Genomic DNA, 19319 nt, shown 5'->3' with positions numbered 1-19319 from the left:
GCCCTGCAGGTTGCAAGCTGCAGGTGAGCTTTCCTTCGATCATTGATCCCGTTGCGCAACACGCCTCAGCTCCGGCTGAGATCTGTTTAAACCCATCGGAGATCACTCATGAATTCGAAACCACTGACGACCATGTCGTCTCTTCGGCAGCTTGCCGCCCGCCTCAACATTTCTCTCGGAACGGCGCGGAAGCTGGTCGACGACGGTCATCTGACCGCCATCCGCGTTGGTACTCGCTGCGTACGCATCAGCGACACCGAAATCGAGAGCTTCCTCGCCAAGCAGAAGACTTGCGGTGCCCGGAAGGAGGCAGCACTGTGAGCAAGAAAAAAGTGCACGAGTCTGCGCGACCCCTGGCGGGACCAGGACAGTTTCGCCAGCAGGTAGAGAGCGTTCGTTTTGCAGTGACCACGCGCGGCGTGGTGCTGCAAAAGATCGGCGTTCTGATCGCTGGCAACTGGCACCTCATGGACACCGAAAAACTGGCAAAGGGGCAGTCCGATGAGATCGTGACCCTCTGCCTTCGCAATGCGATTCCGGTAGATATAGGAATCAAAGATCGTCGAGAGTTGTGCGAGCAACTTCTAGCTGCGCCTGAAGGTCAAGTGATGGTGTTCGACCCCAGCGCCTATCAGAGGGTGCACTTCGAAGACCGGGATGCGGAAGCCTTTGTCTGGCGCGACGAGTTGCACTGGGTGGGAGACGAGCCAGAGCTGGATTGGTTCATCCAGGAGTCTCGGGTCAGCGTGCCTGCAGATGCGCAGGGAACCCTGAAGGAGTGGAAGGGGTTCGCAAAATGCTTCCGAGGCAATCACTATCTGGTGGTTGGGCTTGGGGCTGCGCTATCGGCCCTGCTGACCGGCCCGTTGGGTGCTGGGCCCCTGAGCCTGGTTTTCGTAGGTCGCTCGGCTATCGGAAAAAGTGCCATGCAGAGCGCGCTCCAGTCGATTATTCGTCCGCCAGGATTGGATTCTGCTTCTGGATCCCTGCGTGGCCTACAACAAGCATTGAGCGAACTTGGCGGTCAGCCGGTTTTTCTCGAGGACTTGCGGCAACTGAGCGATCCGCACGGCTGGGTTGAACTTCTGTTTGACATCGGCAATCGATCGTCGCGAGTCGTCGGTCAACCATCGCAAGTTGCCGTGACCGGCCGAGCAATGGAATGTTTGGTGATTGCGTCGAACGAACGGACGATCGCAGAAATGCTCGCCGGAAAGAAGTACGACGGCGGGCTAGATTCGCGCGTTCTGCAATTGGAGATGAGCGGAGCTTACGGTGCCTTTCACGAGTTGCCTGATGACATGGACGGTGCGCAGTTTGCCGATCATTTGAAAAGCGGCGCGAGCCGGGTCTACGGCTGCGTTTGGGATGAATGGGTGCAGGTGATCGCGAAGAATTTGTCGGAGATCCGGGAGCAGTGGTCGAGTGAAAAGGAAGCGCTTGTTGATCTACTTCTCGAAGCACGCGACCCAGTCGATGGTGCCGTTCGGCGGGTGATCGAGGGGTGCGCATTCTGGATGTTCTGTCTCAAGGTCGCGGCTGAAAACGAACTCGTTCCGCTGAGCACGACAAGGATTGAAACGTCCTTTCGCGAAGTCATTCAAGAGCATCTGGCTGCACGCCGTTCTGGTATAGCTCCTCAGGCCCAAAGGATCTTGGACGATCTCAGGTCACTGATCCGTGACCAGCCCAGCAAGTTTCCCGAACTCTCGGTCGACGCTATGGCCACAGACAAGCGGCTGGGCTTTCGAAAGACGTACAAGGGTCAGGAGTACTACCTGTTCCAACCCGACGTCCTGGTCAAGCTGATAGGGGATCGGGCGGTAGGCCGGCGAGACGTATTTCATGCCCTCAGGAGCGCAAAGTTGCTGAAAACGAGCGAAAGCCGGGACACCTTGATGATCCATATGCCCGACGGCACCAAGGTGCGAATGCTCGCGGTCAGCGCCACCGTCTTGTCGGACGAATAGCGAGCCTCTTCGGCTTGGTGGTTACCAAGTTACCGGTAACTTCTGGGGTCACGCGCAGTAACGGTAGGAGGGCAGGGGGTAACGCAGCAAGAGGGAGTATTACCCCGAGGGCCCGCAAACGAGAGGCTGGGCGGGCACTAATAAGGGGGTAACACCAGTACATGCTGGTGGGTATGCACATGGGTGTGTATGTCTGTACTCCTGCTCCCTTGCTCTATCCGATCCTCTCCTGCAGCCCCTCGGCAACATGCGCCTCGCGCAACCGATCCATATCGGCCATTACTCCTGTAGCTCCTCGACCAGTGAGTCGAAATAAGCTCTCGGGGTAACTCAGAAAGACCAAGTTGTAAATGCTGGGTGAGGTAACCGTCTCGCCCTCCGGATAGGGCCGCGCCTGCGGTCAGCAAATACGAAAGAAATTCATGCCGACGAAGAAGAATCCGCAAGAAAAGAGCAGAACCAGGCTCAAGCAGTCCGAAGCTGCGTCCCCGATCACCGTGAAAGCTCCGGTCATTGATCGCCTTGTTTTCGTTCTCCCATGGAACGTGGGCTTTGGCGTCGTGCAGCCAATCCCCGAAGACGTGAAAGAGCGAATCCACAAAGCGATAGAGAAGGACAAGTGCACCCTTTGGTACGGAAATGGCGGCCGCTACCGCAGCAATCTACGCGTCAAGATGCCGAGCGGAGCACGTGCTCAGATCGGGCTGGGAGCGAAAAATGGCACTCAGAAAGGTGCGCTCCGAATCGACATCACACCCAGCAAGATGGAGGTGGGCGATGCCGAGTATCTGCACCGCTTCTTGAGGTACCTCCTGCGCGCTGACGATTACGACGGCCTACTGCATCGTGCCTACATCAATCGCATGGACATGGCCGTCGACATCGTCAACTGCCGCCTCGATCAATTACTGGTGCACTACAAGGGCGTCCATGAGCTGACCGTCTTCTCCAAACGCTTCTGCAAGAGTCAGGCCGAAACCTTCAACTTCGGTAGCGTCAGCAGCCCGTATCGTGAAGCCGTCTATAAAAAGGACGTCCAACTGACCCACGAGGCTGTCGAAGAGCTGATCAAGAATGGCGCTGCGGATCCGCTGAGGGAAAACCTGATCCGTCAGCTGAACGCTGCGAAGAAGGGGCCGCCCATCGTGCGCATTGAAATTCGTGGCATGAAGATGGGAGGCGTGAACGTTCATGCGCTGAAAGGCGGCAGCAAGAAGAGGTTCGAACGCTTCCTTCTGGCCGACCTTTCAAGCTTGTCCGAAGTATCTGACTTCACCAAAGCCAACTTTATGGCTCTGTCCCGGGAGATCGGCCTGAAGCCTGCTGTCGAGGCCTACAAGGCGTGCCCTGATCGGGATGAACGCAAGGTCATCAAGGGCTTGCTCGAAAGCCCTCCCGCTTGGTGGGCGCCCGAGGGCCTGTGGGTGAAGGGCATTAAGGCGCTCAAGCAATCCGGCATCTTCCCCAAGAGCGCTTTCAAAGAGAAGCATGGCCATTGAAAGCCCATTTGAGATTTACTTGTAAGTACGAGCGGAGACGCTTGCCGTCAGCCAGATTGGCCGTCAGTCGGCTTCGACGGAAAACGGCCGGTGAGCAAATTACCCCATTCATCTAAAAATTCTCGCGAGAAATCTCGCTTGAAAGGATAAAAAATGTCAAGAACCAAACAGAACAACATCTTCTTCCATCAAGAGTCCGGCTTCAGCAGTGCATTTATTGATGTCGTGAAGGTGCGTGTGCCGATCAAGCATGCGCCTCTTCTTGAGATGGCGACATCGAACCCAAACATCGTTCGAGTTTATGACCGGTACTTTGTCAAGAGTCGATTCACCGATGTGCGAGCAGAGATCTGGTCTGATCCGGGCGAAAGCAGCTTGATCATCGAGGCGTCACTGCCCATGTACCTGACAGGTCAACGAGCATTTGGCATTCTCGATGTGCGTAGAGGGTGCTTTGAACTTTCAAAGGAAGTCCTGGACCGTGCTGGCTGCTCGGCGGTGGAGGAGTTTGATCATCTAGATCTGTTGAAGCTCGAATGCGTCCTGCGCATCGGGTGCAACTCCGACGCGGAATTGTTGGCGTTGAGCACTTCCATGCGGCACTTCGCGATCACGTGCCAGAGAGACCAAGGCTGTTCTGGCCTCTGGGATGCCGCACGAAACGCGCTGGGATTGCCCCATCATGCCCAGCTGGGATACGAATTGCCGCAGGGGCTGCCGCTCAACTCCGACGGGCTGCACGCCTCCCTGTGTCGAGACCTTGTTCAGGCCGTGGAGAAATCACTTCACTTCTCACTGGTTATCGGTGGCGGAAGCATTTGCCGCCTGGAGGTGGGTGATCATTGTGCTGACGATCGCGCGATCTTGACTGAGGCGCAGATGCAAGAGGCTGCGCAACAGCTTCTCGATTCGATCGCGTCGGTTGGTCGGAAAGTGCCGTTCTCAGAGCCCGTGAAAGGATTGTCGGAGACGCTGCAGCTTCGCTTCAAACTTTGGAGTCTCGGCGACCCGTACGCGTTCTACCTCCCGAGCGGAGCGAGAACCCGCCATCGTGCCACGATCCTAGAGGCCGTAGGCGTCGACATCAATGATGCCGGCCATTGGGTCGACCGCCGAACCGCTGTTCGCACAGCAGCTGACGTTGTTTCGGGGCGAGGCTCAGTGCTGGCCCGATCCGAGCTCTGGGGCGTGCTTGGACAAGGCTGAACCCACCGTCTAGAGGCGAGATCCTCGGTGGGGCTCTTTGATTGCGCGCCTTAGGCGACATCGTGTGTGACCACGGAGAACGTGCTTCCGTGGTCACGCGCTTCGCAGCAGAACGGTCCAGGGGGCCAATCAGCCTGTACAGCTACTTAGATTGGTAAAGTAGTTGAAGCTGCGCTGAAGCTCGCTAGTCCAGAGCTCAGTGTCTGATGTCAATCGAGGCGTCGAGCGGCGCAACTTGCGGGCCAGTCGAAGAAATTCCGCATTGGGCTTCCCGTTGGCTGGCCCCGATACCAGGGCGGAAGCAATGAGATCTGCACCTTTATAGGAATGAAGGCTCAGGTACGTGAGGAATTCGTCCACGACTTCCAGATCCTGTCGCCGAACCACGTTGCTGCCATCCATGTCCATATTGGGTTGATATGGTCGCCCTTCATTGATCGATGGAATGCAGAAGGTGACGTTCTTGACGAGTGCGCCATACGTCAACGTGGCTCTCTCCCGTGCCGCCAAGCCAAGTCGGTTTGCAACTATCTCAAGTGCGCCATGGTCGTGCGGCACGTACTGCCAGGAGCGCGAGGTTTCGCTGGTCAGCAGCTCTTCGCGCGCCGGATAACCGGAGCCCTCGATGCTAAGTTTGTACCTTGGAGTGTCGATGAGCGTGACCATTGAGAGAGTATTTTTTGAAGTGTCCAACGGGGCTTCAAGTAGCGCTGGATTGCGCTGCGCGCCATCTCACTTCTTGGAAAATTGATTGTACTTTCGCCTTGAACTATCGATCTGCGCTGACAAAAAGTTAACGACATTTGCGTTTAAGCTCGCGTCCTCTCTCAATTAAAGGCCGCCCTATGGCAAAAACCTTCCTCCAGGTACAGAAGCAGATCGAAGAGTTGCAGCGCGAAGCAGAGCAACTGCGAAAGAAAGAGGCTGACGGTGTGCTCAGCCGCATCAAGGAAGCCATCGCTGTGTATGGCTTCACTGCCGCTGACCTCGGCGTTGGCAAAGGCGCGGGCCGCGTAGCCGCCGCAAAGAAGGCAGAGAAAAAGACCAAGAAAGTCAAGAAGCAGACTCCCGACGCCGCAACTCCGAAGTTCAGGGACGACCAGGGCAACGTCTGGAGTGGCCGTGGCCCCCGTCCCGCCTGGTTCAAGGCCGCGCTTGAGGCGGGCAAGTCCGCTGACGAACTGCTGGTCAAGTAGCAAGACTGCCATTCGGGCATCCCCGAGTGGCAATCCGGCTCAGGCTGATCAACGTGCGGGCATGCGGCAGTTCAACCGCTAGCGTCGCAACCCAGCCGATTGATAGATGACTCGCGCTCGCTTTGCCGCCTCGGTCGCCTGAGCCTTGCTGATGTCGGGTAGCTCAAGCCCTTCGTCGCCGGCCGCGTACAGTCCCCCGCCAAAGTCGCTGTCGTAGAACTGCCCGTCTCGCTCCCCTCCATCGTGGTACGCACGCATGGTCGAGACAGTGAGGTCGTACCCATGCAGCAACGCCAGCTTCTGCCATTGCCAAGCGTCCATCGCGTTGTCCGAGTCCAGCGCTTCGGTGGCAAGCGTCCGAATCGCGTCCACATCGCCACGCGCGGCCATTTGCGTCAATGCGGTGGGATCGCCTCGCCGTGCAAGCACGGCCAGGGCGTCGGGTGCACCCTCGGCCGCGGCGACGCGGAGCCATTTCAAGCGCTGGGTGTCGTCGGGCGCAAGCTCTGCCATGCGCTGCGCGCTCACAGGTCCTTCCATCTTGTCGACCACTTCATACAGTGCCCTGCCGCCCAGTAGCTCTGCGTATTCCAGGGCGGCCATTCGATCGCCTAGTGACGCTGCAGCCTTGAGATGGCATGCGTACTTCTCGTACAGCGGCGCGGCGCGCAAGTAGCCCTCGACCCATCCCTGCTCGATCGAGGAGAGCTTTCGGCCTTTCAGCGACTCTTCATACAGATATGGGCTCGGACGTTCACAGCGGTAGAACGCCGCCAGCGCATAGTGCGCGACAGGATCGTTCGGGCGAAGCTGAGCCGCGCGCTCGAGGCTATCGAGGAGGAGGGGAGACGGGGTTGGAAGCGTTTGACTTTGCGGTTGGTGGCGCGGATTGGAGCGGGACTCGGTTTCCCATTCGTCGTCTTCCAGGTCTTCGTCCGCCAATTCATCCTCGTCATCGAGGCTCTCTCGCGAGCGTGGAGAAGACGCATGCACCGCGGCTACAAGCGCTTGCCATTCGACAAACGACAGCTGTAGCTCGCCAATCAGCTCAATCAGCGCGGCCGCCACAAGCTCCGCATCCGCTGTCGGATACTCGAGCTGAATCGCGCGGCCCACTATCAGCGCGTGAGCCTGCAGGCCCTGGCCATCAGTCCCCGCGTCTGCCAGTAGCGCGGACGCATCAAAGGCGGCCCACGATCGGAACCCCGCCGCTGCAGCAAACAGTTCGAGCACATGCCCACGCCTGATTGGCGAGCCTATGCGGGCTTGGAGACGGGACTGCGCAACATACGCTAGTTCTTTCAACGTCATTCGAAACTCCTTCGTTGTCGACACGTCGCCTCGGAAACGGTGCGCGCGTTTAAGTGCCCGAGGACGACAAGCGTCGGAAGAAGATCTGCGTTGAACGAAGCGGTGGAAAGCGGCCTTTTTCTACTCGCGCGCAAGTAAGGTTGGCACCCGGCGCGTAGTCTAGCGTAGCCTTTGTGCGTCAAGCAATACCGGCGGCGCGCGGCCAATGCCGTTATCGTGGCCTTCGTAAATTCCTGTTTATCGCCTGCTGATGCGCCGTTCGGACGCATCTATCAGTTGCGGTTTTTTCACGACTACAACAATACCGAGGGGGATCGCCATCATGAGCAAAGGGCTCAACGTGGCGCTGTTGCATAACCCGAATTCAGGGCGAGCCTCCCCTTACCCAAGACGCAGCTATGCCACGCGCACAGTCTCAGGCGTTCCCAGACTGGTGAACCTGTTGAGGATCGATGCCCGTACCTGTAGCTCGGTCACCTGCCTCTGGAAGTCCCGTGCCATCACGCGCTCGCCCAGTCTCTTGAAGCACCCCATCTTGGTCTCCACCAGGCTGCGGCGGTGATAGCCGCTCCACTTCTTCCAGATTGAACGACCAAGCTTGCGTGTCGCCCTCAGGATTTCGTTTCTTGCCTGCGCCCCAGCTTTGCCATCCGCCCAAGGCTTGGCGTTCTTGCGTGTGGGGATGATCGCCGCAGCCTGCCGACTGGCGATTGCCTCGTGGCACGCTTTGGTGTCATAGGCACCATCGGCGCTCACCGAATGCAGTTGTTCGTCCGCAGGAATCTGCGCCAGCAACTCCGGCAGCATCGGCGCATCGCCAATGGCGTTGTCCGTGATCTCGATGGCGCGGATCTCCAGCGTCTGTGCATCAATGCCCAGGTGCACCTTGCGCCACTGCCGGCGGTAGTCGGCACCGTGCTTCTTCGTCTTCCATTCGCCTTCGCCCAGCATCTTCACGCCGGTGCTGTCGATCAGCAGGTGTAGGCCCGCGCTGCTGCGGCGCGTGGCAATGGCCACACTCAATGTCTTCTGACGCCGCGACAAGGTGCTGTAGTCGGGCACGGCCCAGTCCAAGTGGGCCAACTTGATCAGGCTCTCGGCCAGGCCCGTCGCCTGGCGCAGGCCCAGCCCAAACATGCACTTCAAGGTCAGGCAGAACTGGATCGCAGCATCGCTGAACACAGCGGGCCGGCCTGAGCGACCACTGGCAGGAGCCTGCCATTGAAGGTCGGCATCGAGCCAAACCATCAATGATCCCCTGCGCTTGAGCGCCGCGTTGTACTCACTCCAGTTCGTCGTGCGGTACTTCGCCCGCGGTGGCTTGCTCATCTGTCTAGCCTAGCCTAACCACGATCGGAGGCCACTCCGGCAGGGTTATGCAACAACGCCGCTCAACGTCATAAAGGTGCCCGACCTAGTTCGGGGTGGAATCAAGGCGGCATTCGAAGAGTGGGAGGACATGTCGGATGCGTGGCTTCATACGGCACCGGAGTACCACCTGACGGTTCGAGTCGCCCAAGCGCTCGCCTGCGAATTTCCGCGAACAAAGCGGAGATTGGTGATGGAAGGGTCGGTTGCTCGCTCGCTCGAGGACGCCGGCGCAACGCAAAAAGGTGTTAAAGCGCACTCGCTTCGGCATGCAGGCCGATATGACATTTGTTCTGGGCAATGCGCGAGGGACGCCGCGAGTGATCATCGAAATCAAGAATCGTGTTTGGCACCCAAATGGAGCGTTGGTGACCAAAGACTTGACCAGAATCTGTGAGTCCCTGCTACGTGGCGTGGAGAGATCCAACTTGCTGTGTGGCGTCTTTGCCTTTTATACGGATGCGATGGCAACGCAGAGAGGAGCGGAATCCGCAAGCCAAAGATTGGAGCGCAAGTTTGGTCTCCCTTGGCGCAAGCAGCTCAAAACGTGGGGCTGGGCGCCAAAGAGCAGAAGGGGAATCTACGCCGCTCGGTTGTTGATCGATGCGACTGCTGATGTGGTGCCTCGTCAGTACCAGGGAGAGGAGCACGCGTGGGCTGCTGTGAGCGTTGTCATTCGGAGAGCCAGTAAGCGTGCGACTTAGTAGCAACTGGCAGGCGGGCAAGGTGCCAGTGCGCGCGTCACAGCGGTTGGTGTTCCACTCCTTGACCAACCATGCATGGTCGCACTATCCGCTTTGGCGTATCCCGACCACTACGTCAGTGTCGCGCGTCGCGCGTGCACATTCAGCGTGCATTGATTGTCAGTGTGCCCGAAGCTAGAGAGGACGACTGAGGCCGCGCAAGCGGAGGCCTCATGTGCGATTGGGGAACTGCGGTAGTGCTCAGCGGAAATCAGGATTCAAGAGATCGATGCCAGCGCCCTTGCACTTGATCCACGGCCCTGATGGATGGCCGCGTCCGTCCCAGGCGACGAGCGCAGCTTGAGCATCAGCTCGATGCTCGTAGCAATATCTGCGCTGATACCCGACATCGTCGAGGCCGACGACCACAGCGGTGGTGTAGTTGAACTGCTTCACTGCACACATCTGGTCTTGGAGAACGCAGATGTCCGTGTACCCACTGGCTGAAAGCACCTCTGCAAGCCTGGAGGTTGTGGCTTTGCACGGCTGAAAGGCTTGAGATTGGCTTGCAGAAGCATAGGGCGACATTTCCATATTGTGACGGCTTCGGTCCTGCCTGCGTGCTCACCTTTTCACTTCATATCCGTCGGGTTTCTTCCGCAACCGATGGCGACCTCTTCGCTGGGTCAGAACCTTCGCAAATGCCCACTTATCGTGGGTTGGTGCTGGGGCGCTGCGGCGGGGGGCGTACGGAAACCCTTTGGGGGATGGCCCGAGCCTGCTACCGGACGACCAACAACTAAAGAGAGCGGGCATGGCTTGGAATCGCTTGCCCACTGGGGTTGTCGATCTCGGACGCTGCAGCTACGTTTAACGAAGATTGATGCGAAGGTCTTCATCTCCGTTCTCGACTTGGCGAATCGGCGATTGGACGAGGCACGGAGGCCGGGGGCTCGCTATGTATCTGGTCATCTGCGCGATGTAGATGTGCTGCCGGCAGTGGTGGTGGTGCCGCGCATGGTGTAGCCTCTAATTCGGAGGTCGATGCAGGTGACGCTGAATCAGCTTCACTGGTAGTTGTACGGTTTTCCACATCTTTTTCGTGCGGTGTGTACGGCGCCTTCTTTGTTGATAGGGACTTTCAACCATGACGCCATCAGCAGCAGTCCTCTATGGGCGTCTTGTGTCTGGGGGGCGCGTTCGCCACTTGCAGGCCTTTGTTGCCGTTGCCGAGCTAGGTAGTGCCAAACGAGCGGGGGAGTCCATCGGCGCATCTCAACCCGCGGTCACGAGCCTTATCGCAGATCTCGAGCAGCTTCTCGAGTGCGCGCTATTCCTTCGCCATGCACGCGGCATGCAGATGACGGACATCGCGCAGGAGCTGCTGCCTTTCGTGCGGCGTGCACTGGCCTCGCTGGAGCGAGGAGCCGACTTCGTGACATTTCGGCGCACAAGCGAAAGCAGCATTGTGCGCGTCGGTGGCATTGTGGCTGCGCTGAATGGCCTGCTGGTACGGGCATTGCCGCCTTTCATTGGCGCGAGGCCTGACGTGAGCGTCGAAGTGCAGGAGGCTGTCATGACGGGAATCGCCTCACTGATTCTGAGGCAGGAAATTGACATGCTGCTGTGCCGTGAGCCCGCTGTGCAACCCGAAGGATGGGAGTTCGTCGAGCTGATGCAGGATCGGCTTGTGGTGGTGACTGGTCCGCAGCACCCGCTGGTGGCCAAGCCATCATTGGGCTTCGTAGACCTGTGCGATGAGGTGTGGCTGCAAATGCCCTCTCCGATCCCGGCTCGTACGGTGTTTGACACGCTCATGAATCATCACGGCATCAACCCTCAATATCGAAACGTCACTACTTTGTCGCCTTCCATCGCGATGGCACAACTTCGCAGTGAGCGGGTGGTAGGTCTTGCGCCGTATAGCGTCTTTCGCCAACTGGTCGAGCTTGGTCAGTTGGCGGTGCTTGATGTGGTCGACATGCCTCCTTTTCAGCCGCTGGGGGTGTTAAGCCCCAAGGACGAAGAAATGAGCAAGGCAGCGCTCGACTTCAAGGGCTTTCTGTTCCGCTATGCGAAGCAGCATCCGTGACTGTGAGGCGTCAGCTCTTGGCCGCCTCGGTAGAAGATGCCCATCATGTTGTGGACGGGCGGGAAAAAAGAACCCGCCGAAGCGGGCCAAAGAGGGAGGCTGCCGCCACTTGCGCGGCAGCATTGGTGTTGTAAGCCCGTGGGCTGCCCTTCGAGTTGTACGCGCTTCGTAAAGCACAGGGCCGGCGGGGAAAACTCACATTCTAGAAACCTTTGTGCCCGATCTTCTCTGCTGATGCAGTAGATCCTCGTGATTCCAAGCCGATACTTTTCGCTTGGTTCTTTCACATTGAGCAAGGTGCTTGGGATTGCATGGATATGGCCGTTATCTCTTCGCTGAAGGCGGAAGTGTTTGCGTACGACTTCGTCTTGCCGATCCCCCTCGATGGAACGATACATCGACGTTTGGAAGTCATCGGTGTGTTTCGTACCTTGCCTGCAGGTCGGGTCGACCGGTGGGTTATGGACGCCAATGGAAAGCCCCGCGCGGACAAGGAGCTTGCGGGGGAGGTCCTGGTTGAATTTCGTCGAGTTTGTGGGGCTAGCGGCCAGATAGTGCCGTTAGAAGTTGAGATGAGCCAGGTTCTCGCGTCTACGCGGGCCACGGCATCTATCGTGGCGGCTTTCCTAGCGGGGCATCCCAGGGGGGCTACGAGTAGCGCTGTGCGACAGCGGCGCAGTGGCCAGATCAAGACCCAATGGGCCTGGGGCGGAGAGGGCGGGTTGCCGGCGCGCTGAGCCCTACGAAAGAGTCGGAGGGCTGATTCGTCTTGACTGGGCCGATTTCTCGACTTGGAGCTCGAGGGGGTCGTACGGCACGGCAATCGCTCGCCCGTCGAACTCCGCTCGAACGTGGGGGTAAGTGACTCCCGCGATGGTGGCTAGCCGACCTGCACAGGCACCTCGATCTCCTCGATGGAACGTTCGACCGAACTGAGACTTGATTTGCTGAAAACTCTTCGTTGGCTTCGTGTAGGGAATTCCTGGCCTCCTTCGTGGACGCTGGAAGACTCAAGGGAGGCTGGGAGATGGACTACATGGGCTTGAGCGGCGTGTGGATCGCTTCGGCATGGGGAAGAGGCGTGCCTTATTGACGCCTGTGCCTCATCGAGGAATTCCGTGAATTTCTCGGCTGGCTGTTTCTCATGCAATTGGAGGAAGGCGGAAAAAGTCACACTGAAACCGAGCGATCACAAGTGCACGGTGGAGTGGATTCACAAGTGCGTGTAAGTTATTACCCAATGTTGTTAGCTCGTCCAAGCGGTACCGACAGGGTGCAGTCCCTTGCGACGCAGCTCGGCTGCAGCGTAGGCGAATTCGCTTCAACCTACGGCCGCATGAAACCCGCACTGCTGGGCAGCGTGTCGGGGCATTCTTCCGTGCTGGCGGAGTTCGGAGGCCGCTTTGATCGAGGAGAGAAGATCTATCTCTTTGCAAGTTGGCCAACGCTTGAGGCCGCCCTGCAGCACATCGTCGATCAGCGAAAGAAGCAAGGATCGCCCACTTCGTTGTGAAGGCGCGTCGGTCATCCCGGTCTTCCGGCTCGCCTTTACCACGGCCCGTGAAGACTCCTCTTCAACGAAGCTCCAACATTGCGAGCAGTCGGCGCGGTTCGCGTCGTCATCGTCGCTTCTCTTTGAAGACGCGCTATGCGAAGGAGCGCCCATTCGGTCTGTTAACAAATGATCATAAAACTTCGGTGAATTAGTGTGAACTAGTGAACGATTCACCTTGGCGTGGGCGCTAAAGGTGAGCATTCCTCCCTTCGATAGACACCAAAGTGGTGCGAAAGTCAGCACGGATAGATAGTTATGAAGACATATCTATTTAGTGTGCACTTTCAGGGAGCAAGAGTTGAACAAAATACATAAGAGCATCTGGAGTGACGTGTCGGGTACGTGGGTTGCCACGTCCGAAGTCACGCGTGGCAAGGCGAAATCCAGTCGCACGGCGAGGCTGCCCTCGCTGCTTGTGATGGCCGGATTTTTCGGCGCCACCGCAGGCCTGGCGCATGCGCAGGACGTGCTGGGCACCTACACCCCCGCAGGCAACAGCTACCAGACCGGCCAGCAGGCCTATTCCGACGGGGCCAACCACACGCTCACCGGCAGCTATGCCGCCGTGCAGCCCGGCACCACGAACTACTCGTACCCGACATTGGGCGCCATCGAGGCCGCAAACCTCATGACGAGCGGCACGGTGGCCGGGCGTCAGCTGGTCTACAACGACGACCCATCGCTCAACATCAGCTACCGCGATCCGATCACCGGCGCGTCGAAGACCGCTACGGTCTATGACTCGGGCAAGCTGCAGGTCTACAACTATTCGCAGCTGGCACCGAGCGGCAACACCGTGGGCAAGCTGTGGGGCCCTGGCGACATGGACGTCTATGTCGACGGTCGCATCGCCACGGTGGCCAACGGCTCGACGCTCGACGTCACCGTCGGCGACCCGGCGGCGCTGCCCAATGCCAGCGCGGCCAACAAGCTCTCGATGCTGTCTAAGCAGACGAGCGTGTTCAAGGTCGAAAGCGGCAGCACGCTGAACTACAAGACCAACACGCGCTTCGACCTCGGCAGCGGCGACCTGGCCCCGCCGCCCAGCAACGTCGATCCCGCGACGGGCATCGCATCGGTCACGAAGGTCACGCAGCAGTTCGACCGCGGCGTGAGCTTTGCCGGCGGCACGTGGACCAATCCGCTCACCGGCCAGCAGGAAACCGTGGCCGGCGGCAACGTGACTGACCTTGATAGCTACCGCCGCTACAACAACTACCTCATCGGCCAGGTGCAGGCGGGGCTCCTGTCGCCCGCCGACTATGCGGGCCGGCTGACGAGCAGCTATTCGACGCAGTCGTTCCAGGTGCAGTACCAGGCCGCGCCAGCGCAGACGGCTGGCATGAAGACCTGGATGCCGCTGGGCCGCGTGAACCTCATCGAGTCCGACGGCGGCACCGTCAACATCGACAAGGACAGCCACATCCACAATGCCAGCTGGTGGAGCGGCGGCTCGACCGCCAACCTGGTGAACGGAGCCACGCTCAACAACGCGGGCCACCTGTCGTCGCAGACCACGGCCAGCTCGCACCCGGACATCGTCGCGTCGCAGAACTCGTCGATCAGAAGCACCGGTTCGCTGTCGGTCGGCTACGACCCCGAAACCTACACCGCCAACAGCACCACCGGCATCAACAGCGGCAAGGGCGATCGCGTGGGGTCGTTCGGCGTGCTGCTGAACGACCAGGCCACGTTCATCAACGAGGGCTTCGTCAACGTGGCCAACGCGGTGACGGACCGCACCGACTTTGCCCGCGTCAACATCGGTCTGCGGGCAGCCGGCAGTTCCAGCGTCGTCAACCAGGCGCAGGGCGTGATCAACATCGGCGTCAACGAAACCGGCAACCCGGGCGACACCTACGGCGTGCAAGCCGTCGACAGCGCCACCTTCACCAACAAGGGAGCGATGTACATCGGCCGTACGGGCCAGTACGCAGCGGGGCAGGGCGCGACCGACGTGCAGAGCAACCTGGTGGCGATCCGCGGCGTGGAGGCCGCCGGTTCGGCGAAGGTGCATAACGAAGGCACGATCACTATCGGCACCGGTATCGGCAACGCCGTGGCCATGACGGCGCGCGACGGCACGGCCGGCCTGGAGCTGGTCAACGATGCGAACGGCATCATCGCGGTCAACGGCGCCGCCAACGTCGCCAGCCCGCTGATGAACATCGGCATGCAGGCCAACAGCAGCGGCGGCGCCACCGTGCGCAACGACGGCGTGATCTCGCTGAACGGCGTCAACGGCATCGCCATGCAGGCCATGGCGGCCACCGCCGACGCCACGATCAACCACACCAGCACCGGCACCATCAGCGTGGCCGGCGGTGCCAACGTGGCTACGGGCACGCGCAACATCGGCATCTGGGCCGAGGGCCTGAACGGCCACACCGCCACCGCCAAGGTCGACGGAAAGATCCAGCTCACCGGCACCGGCGCCATCGGCGTGCATGCGCGCGGCACCTCGGTCGTCGATGTGTCGGCCAACGCGGTGCCCGTGTTCTCCAACGGCACCGACCAGATCGGTTTCTTCTCGTACGGGCCCGGCTCGCGCATCAACGTGAGTGCGCAGAGCCTCGACGTGGCAACCGACCGTTCGACTATGTTCCGCGTGGCGGGCGGTGCCGCGTACACCGGCTCTTCGACTGCGGGAACGCTGACCATCAACGTGAACGGCGCGGGCGCGCGCGGTGTCGTCGCGACCGATGCGGGCACCACGCTGTCGACCGGCAACTCGGTCTACAACGTGAACGGCGCGAACGGCATCGCCATCGTGAACGAGGGCGGCGCAGCGGGCACGATCGATGCGGTAACGACCATCCACCTGACCGCCGCGGGCGCCACCGCAGGCGTCGTGGACGGGCAGGCCCACGACCTGGCCAATGCCAACCACAGCGCGCCGGTGGCGACGACCCTGACGAACCATGCGCTGATCGCGTCGAGCACCGGCGCGGTGACCGGCTTCGTGGCGCAGAACCTCGGCACGCTCGTGAACAACGGCAACGTGCAACTGACCGGCGCGGGCTCCACCGGTGTCGTGGTCGGCACACAAGGCACGGTCGACAACCGCGCCTTGGTCCAGGTGAGCAATGGCACCGGCGCCTTGGTGACAGGCGCCACCGCGACCCTCATCAACACCGGCTCCGTCGAAGCCGGCGACGGCACGGCGGCCGTGCACCTGGCCGGCAACGGCGCTTCGCTCGCCCTCTCGGGTGCCGGCCAGATCCGCGCGGGCGGCTCGGCGGCCGGCATCATCGTGGACACGGGCGCCGCCAGCCTGAGCGCGAAGGATGCGGTCATCCATGCCACCGGCACCGGCTCGGGCATCGAGAACACGGCCGAGATCGGCGCGATCCGCCTGACCAACGTCGTCATCAACGCCGGCAACGGCGCGGGCATCCGCACCGCGACCAGCCTCGACCCGGCGTCCACGGGTGTGCAACTCAACGTGGCCGGCAGCGGCACGGGCTTTGCCTTCCAGAACGCCGACGGCACCACCACCACGGGCAACCTCGCACTGGGCAGCGGCTACGCGGTCACGGTGGCGAGCGGCACAGGCTCGGGCATCGTGGCCAACACCACGGGCACCGTGACCAACGGCGCGAACGTGACGGTCAACAGCGCCACGGGCGGCCCCGCGCTGGTCGCGAAGCACTCGCCGTCGGTCACGAACACCGGCGCGCTGGTGTCGACCAGCACGGCATCGCCCGTGGTCGATCTCGGCGGCAGCGGCGGTGTGGTGTTCGACAACACGGGCACCATCAAGGCCGCCAGCACGAGCGCCGTCGCAGTGGCCGGCAATGCCGGCAGCGACACCTACACCCTGCGCGGTGGCGCCGTCACCGGCGTCGTGCGCACCGGCAACGGGACCGACACCGTGAACCTCACCGGCGGCACGCTGGCCGGTGCGATCGAAGCTGGCAACGGCGTCGGCAACAAGGTGCTGGTGCAAGGCGTGTCACTCTCCGACACCACGCACATCACCAACGGAACCGGCGCGGGCGGCCTGCTGGAGCTCAACGGCGTGACGCGCAGCGTTGGCTCGCTGACTGCGGACGACGTGGCGCGCGGCACCAACATCGGCATCGGCTGGAACCGGCTGGCGGTCACGAACGGTGCCGATGTCCGCGTCATCGATCCGCTCGTGCTGGCTGGCAGCGGATCGCAGCTCCAGGTGGGCGGCAACAGCATGCTGCGTGTGGGCGGCAGCGGCGCCACCGCCGGCAATGTCGGCAACCACGACATCGCCAACAACGGCGCGGTGGTCTTCGACAACCTCGATACCCAGACCTACGGCGGCTCGATCAGTGGCACTGGCACGTTCACGCGCGCCGCCACCGGCACTACCGTGTTCACTGGCGCGAACAGCTACACCGGCACCACGACCATCGACGCCGGCGGCACGCTGCAGCTCGGCAACGGCGGCACCACGGGCGCGCTCACTGGCGGTGGTGCCATCGTCGACAACGGCGTGCTGGCCATCAACCAGAGCGGCATCGTGACCTTGAACGGCGGCATCACCGGCACCGGCTCGTTGGCACAGATCGGCTCTGGCACCACCCGGCTGACGGGCGACAACGCCTACAGCGGCGGCACGTCGCTCGTGAAGGGGCGCATCGACGTCGGCAGCAACGGCGCGCTCGGCAGCGGCCAGCTGGCCATGAACGAGGGCACGACCCTCGGCTTCCTGGCTGACGGGCTGAACGTGGCCAACCCGATCCTGCTCACAGGCATCGCCGACCCCATCGTGGACACGGGAAGCTTCACCGAAACGCTGTCGGGCGCCCTCACGGGCGGCGGCACGCTGACCAAGAACGGCAGCGGCACGCTGATCGTGACCGGCCCCAACACCTACACGGGCGCCACGCAGGTGGCACAGGGCACGTTCAAGGCCGGCGCAGCGGGCGTCTTCAGCCCCGGCTCGGCCCACGCCGTGGCCGCGGGTGCAACGCTGGACACCGCCGGCTTCAACCAAGCCGTGGCTTCGCTGTCCAACAGCGGCACGGTCTCGCTGGTCGGCACCAAGCCGGGCTCGACACTCACCGTCAACGGCAACTACGTCGGCGGTGGCGGCCTGCTCAAGCTCGGCACCACGCTGGGCGACAGCGGCAGCGTGAGCGACCGGCTGGTGCTGAACGGACCGGGCGCGGCGGCCGCGGGCAGGACCACGGTGCAGATCACCAACATCGGCGGCCTCGGCGCCTTGACCACCGGCAACGGCATCAACGTGATCACCGCGCAGAACGGCGCGACCACCACGGCGCAGACCACGCGCGATGCGTTCTCGCTCGCGGGTGGCCATGTCGACGCGGGCGCCTACGAGTACCGCCTGCATGCGGCCGATGCCAGCGGCGCCGGTGAGAACTGGTACCTGCGCTCGACGACGACCGTGCCCGGTGGCGGCACACCGACCACGCCCACCATGCCGGGCACGCCCACGTCGCCCACATCGCCGACAGGCACACCAACGATCACCGTGCCGACCTACCGCGCCGACGTTCCGCTCTACTCGGCGTTGCCGAACATGCTGCGCCAGGGCGACCTGGCCATGCTGTCCAACCTGCATCGCCGCATGGGCGACGAGAGCGCGCCGATCAAGGGCGATGCCAACCGCCGCGGCTGGGGCCGCGCCATCGGCAGCAACACCTCGATCGCCCAGGGCGGAGCGGTCGCCAGCAGCAGCCGCGTGAGCATGGGCGGGTTCCAGACGGGCGTGGACCTCTTCGCCAACGACGCCTGGAATGCCGGCCTGTATGTGGGCCAACTGCACAGCGACGGGCGCGTGAACGGCGTCTACGGCCTGAACCTGTCGGGCGCTCAGGCGGGCCGCCTTGATGCGGAAGTGTTGTACCTGGGCGGCTACGCCACCTACGCAAAGGACGGCCGCTATGCCGACTTCGTGCTGCAGTACGGCATGCACGACGTGTCGGGCATGACGACCGCGATGGGCGCAGGCTCCGGCGCCGACGGGCACAGCATCACGGCCTCCGCCGAAGTCGGGCAGCGCTTCGCGCTCGGCGACAGCTGGGGCGTGGAGCCGCAGGCGCAGCTGATCTATAACCGCCTGAACATGGGCGATGTGGGCATCGGCGGCGCACGCGTCGAGCAGCAGACCGCCGGCGCGGTGATCGGGCGCCTGGGCGTGCGCTTCACCGGCGAGGTCATGACGCGCGCCGGGCGGCTGCAGCCGTATGCACGGTTGAACCTGTGGCATGGCTTCAAGGGCACCGACACGACGCGCTTCGTCGGCCCGGCCGGCACGACCTCGTTCGCGAACGGCATCGGCTACTCGTCGGTGGAAGTGGCGGGCGGCTTCACCCTGACGTTGACGCCGACGACCAGCGTCTACGGCGAAGTCGGCAAGCTCTTCCACGCGGGCGGTGGTGGCTTGCGCGTGAAGTCGTCGGCGCAGGGCTCAGTGGGCGTGAAGCTGCGGTTTTGA

12 protein-coding genes and 1 pseudogene are annotated in these 19319 nt (G+C 61.6%); 9 read left to right on the top strand and 4 right to left on the bottom strand.

Annotated elements, in window-relative coordinates; genetic code table 11:
* The first annotated feature begins 108 nt into the window (after positions 1 to 108).
* The 4 genes from IG196_RS24975 (at position 109) to IG196_RS24960 (ending at position 4675) form a co-directional block, all read left to right on the top strand.
* Positions 109 to 321: an excisionase family DNA-binding protein gene (locus IG196_RS24975; RefSeq protein ID WP_192193465.1), complete on the top strand. Its 213-nt coding sequence runs from the start codon at positions 109 to 111 to the stop codon at positions 319 to 321.
* On the top strand, positions 318 to 1970 hold the full coding sequence (locus IG196_RS24970; protein WP_192193464.1) for a DUF927 domain-containing protein: 1653 nt from the start codon (positions 318 to 320) through the stop codon (positions 1968 to 1970). The genes IG196_RS24975 and IG196_RS24970 overlap by 4 nt, the downstream gene beginning before the upstream one ends.
* Positions 1971 to 2392: 422 nt before the next feature.
* Entirely contained in the window at positions 2393 to 3469 is a 1077-nt protein-coding gene (locus IG196_RS24965; RefSeq protein WP_192193463.1) for a hypothetical protein, read from the top strand.
* A gap of 153 nt (positions 3470 to 3622) precedes the next feature.
* Complete coding sequence (locus IG196_RS24960; protein WP_192193462.1) at positions 3623 to 4675, top strand: hypothetical protein; 1053 nt, start codon at positions 3623 to 3625, stop codon at positions 4673 to 4675.
* Between the two features lie 129 nt (positions 4676 to 4804).
* Here IG196_RS24960 and IG196_RS24955 read toward each other — a convergent pair whose 3' ends face one another.
* Positions 4805 to 5341: a hypothetical protein gene (locus IG196_RS24955; protein ID WP_192193461.1), complete on the bottom strand. Its 537-nt coding sequence runs from the start codon at positions 5339 to 5341 to the stop codon at positions 4805 to 4807.
* A 179-nt stretch (positions 5342 to 5520) separates the two neighbouring features.
* Between IG196_RS24955 and IG196_RS24950 the strand changes: the two genes are divergently transcribed.
* Positions 5521 to 5871 (top strand): H-NS histone family protein, encoded by a 351-nt coding sequence (locus IG196_RS24950; RefSeq protein WP_192193460.1) that lies wholly within the window; start codon positions 5521 to 5523, stop codon positions 5869 to 5871.
* 78 nt (positions 5872 to 5949) lie between these two features.
* Here the strand turns inward: IG196_RS24950 and IG196_RS24945 are convergent, their stop codons facing one another.
* The 3 genes from IG196_RS24945 to IG196_RS24935 form a co-directional block, all read right to left on the bottom strand.
* The gene (locus IG196_RS24945; RefSeq protein ID WP_192193459.1) at positions 5950 to 7182 is read right to left on the bottom strand and encodes a hypothetical protein; all 1233 of its coding nucleotides are present in this window, start codon (positions 7180 to 7182) and stop codon (positions 5950 to 5952) included.
* A gap of 396 nt (positions 7183 to 7578) precedes the next feature.
* Positions 7579 to 8511: an IS5 family transposase gene (locus IG196_RS24940; RefSeq protein ID WP_192192124.1), complete on the bottom strand. Its 933-nt coding sequence runs from the start codon at positions 8509 to 8511 to the stop codon at positions 7579 to 7581.
* Between the two features lie 983 nt (positions 8512 to 9494).
* Positions 9495 to 9689 (bottom strand): hypothetical protein, encoded by a 195-nt coding sequence (locus IG196_RS24935; RefSeq protein ID WP_192193458.1) that lies wholly within the window; start codon positions 9687 to 9689, stop codon positions 9495 to 9497.
* A 691-nt stretch (positions 9690 to 10380) separates the two neighbouring features.
* Here IG196_RS24935 and IG196_RS24930 point away from each other — a divergent pair.
* The 4 genes and pseudogenes from IG196_RS24930 to IG196_RS24920 all read left to right on the top strand — a co-directional run bounded on the left by IG196_RS24930 (position 10381) and on the right by IG196_RS24920 (position 19319).
* Positions 10381 to 11325 carry a LysR family transcriptional regulator gene (locus tag IG196_RS24930; protein WP_192193457.1) on the top strand — a complete coding sequence of 315 codons (945 nt, stop codon included), beginning with the start codon at positions 10381 to 10383 and terminating at the stop codon, positions 11323 to 11325.
* A gap of 1144 nt (positions 11326 to 12469) precedes the next feature.
* Positions 12470 to 12838, top strand: a complete 369-nt coding sequence (locus tag IG196_RS24925) for a hypothetical protein (RefSeq protein ID WP_192193456.1) — start codon at positions 12470 to 12472, stop codon at positions 12836 to 12838.
* A 316-nt stretch (positions 12839 to 13154) separates the two neighbouring features.
* Positions 13155 to 13295 (top strand): annotated as a pseudogene (locus tag IG196_RS32395) (ESPR domain-containing protein); the annotation flags it as partial.
* Positions 13296 to 13298: 3 nt separating this feature from the next.
* Positions 13299 to 19319 (top strand): autotransporter domain-containing protein, encoded by a 6021-nt coding sequence (locus IG196_RS24920; RefSeq protein WP_263864223.1) that lies wholly within the window; start codon positions 13299 to 13301, stop codon positions 19317 to 19319.

This window comes from Variovorax sp. 38R (assembly GCF_014843395.1).
Lineage (GTDB): Bacteria > Pseudomonadota > Gammaproteobacteria > Burkholderiales > Burkholderiaceae_C > Variovorax > Variovorax paradoxus_H.
The sequence above is the reverse complement of the archived record's forward strand: the minus strand, read 5'-3'. Positions and strand labels throughout refer to the sequence as shown.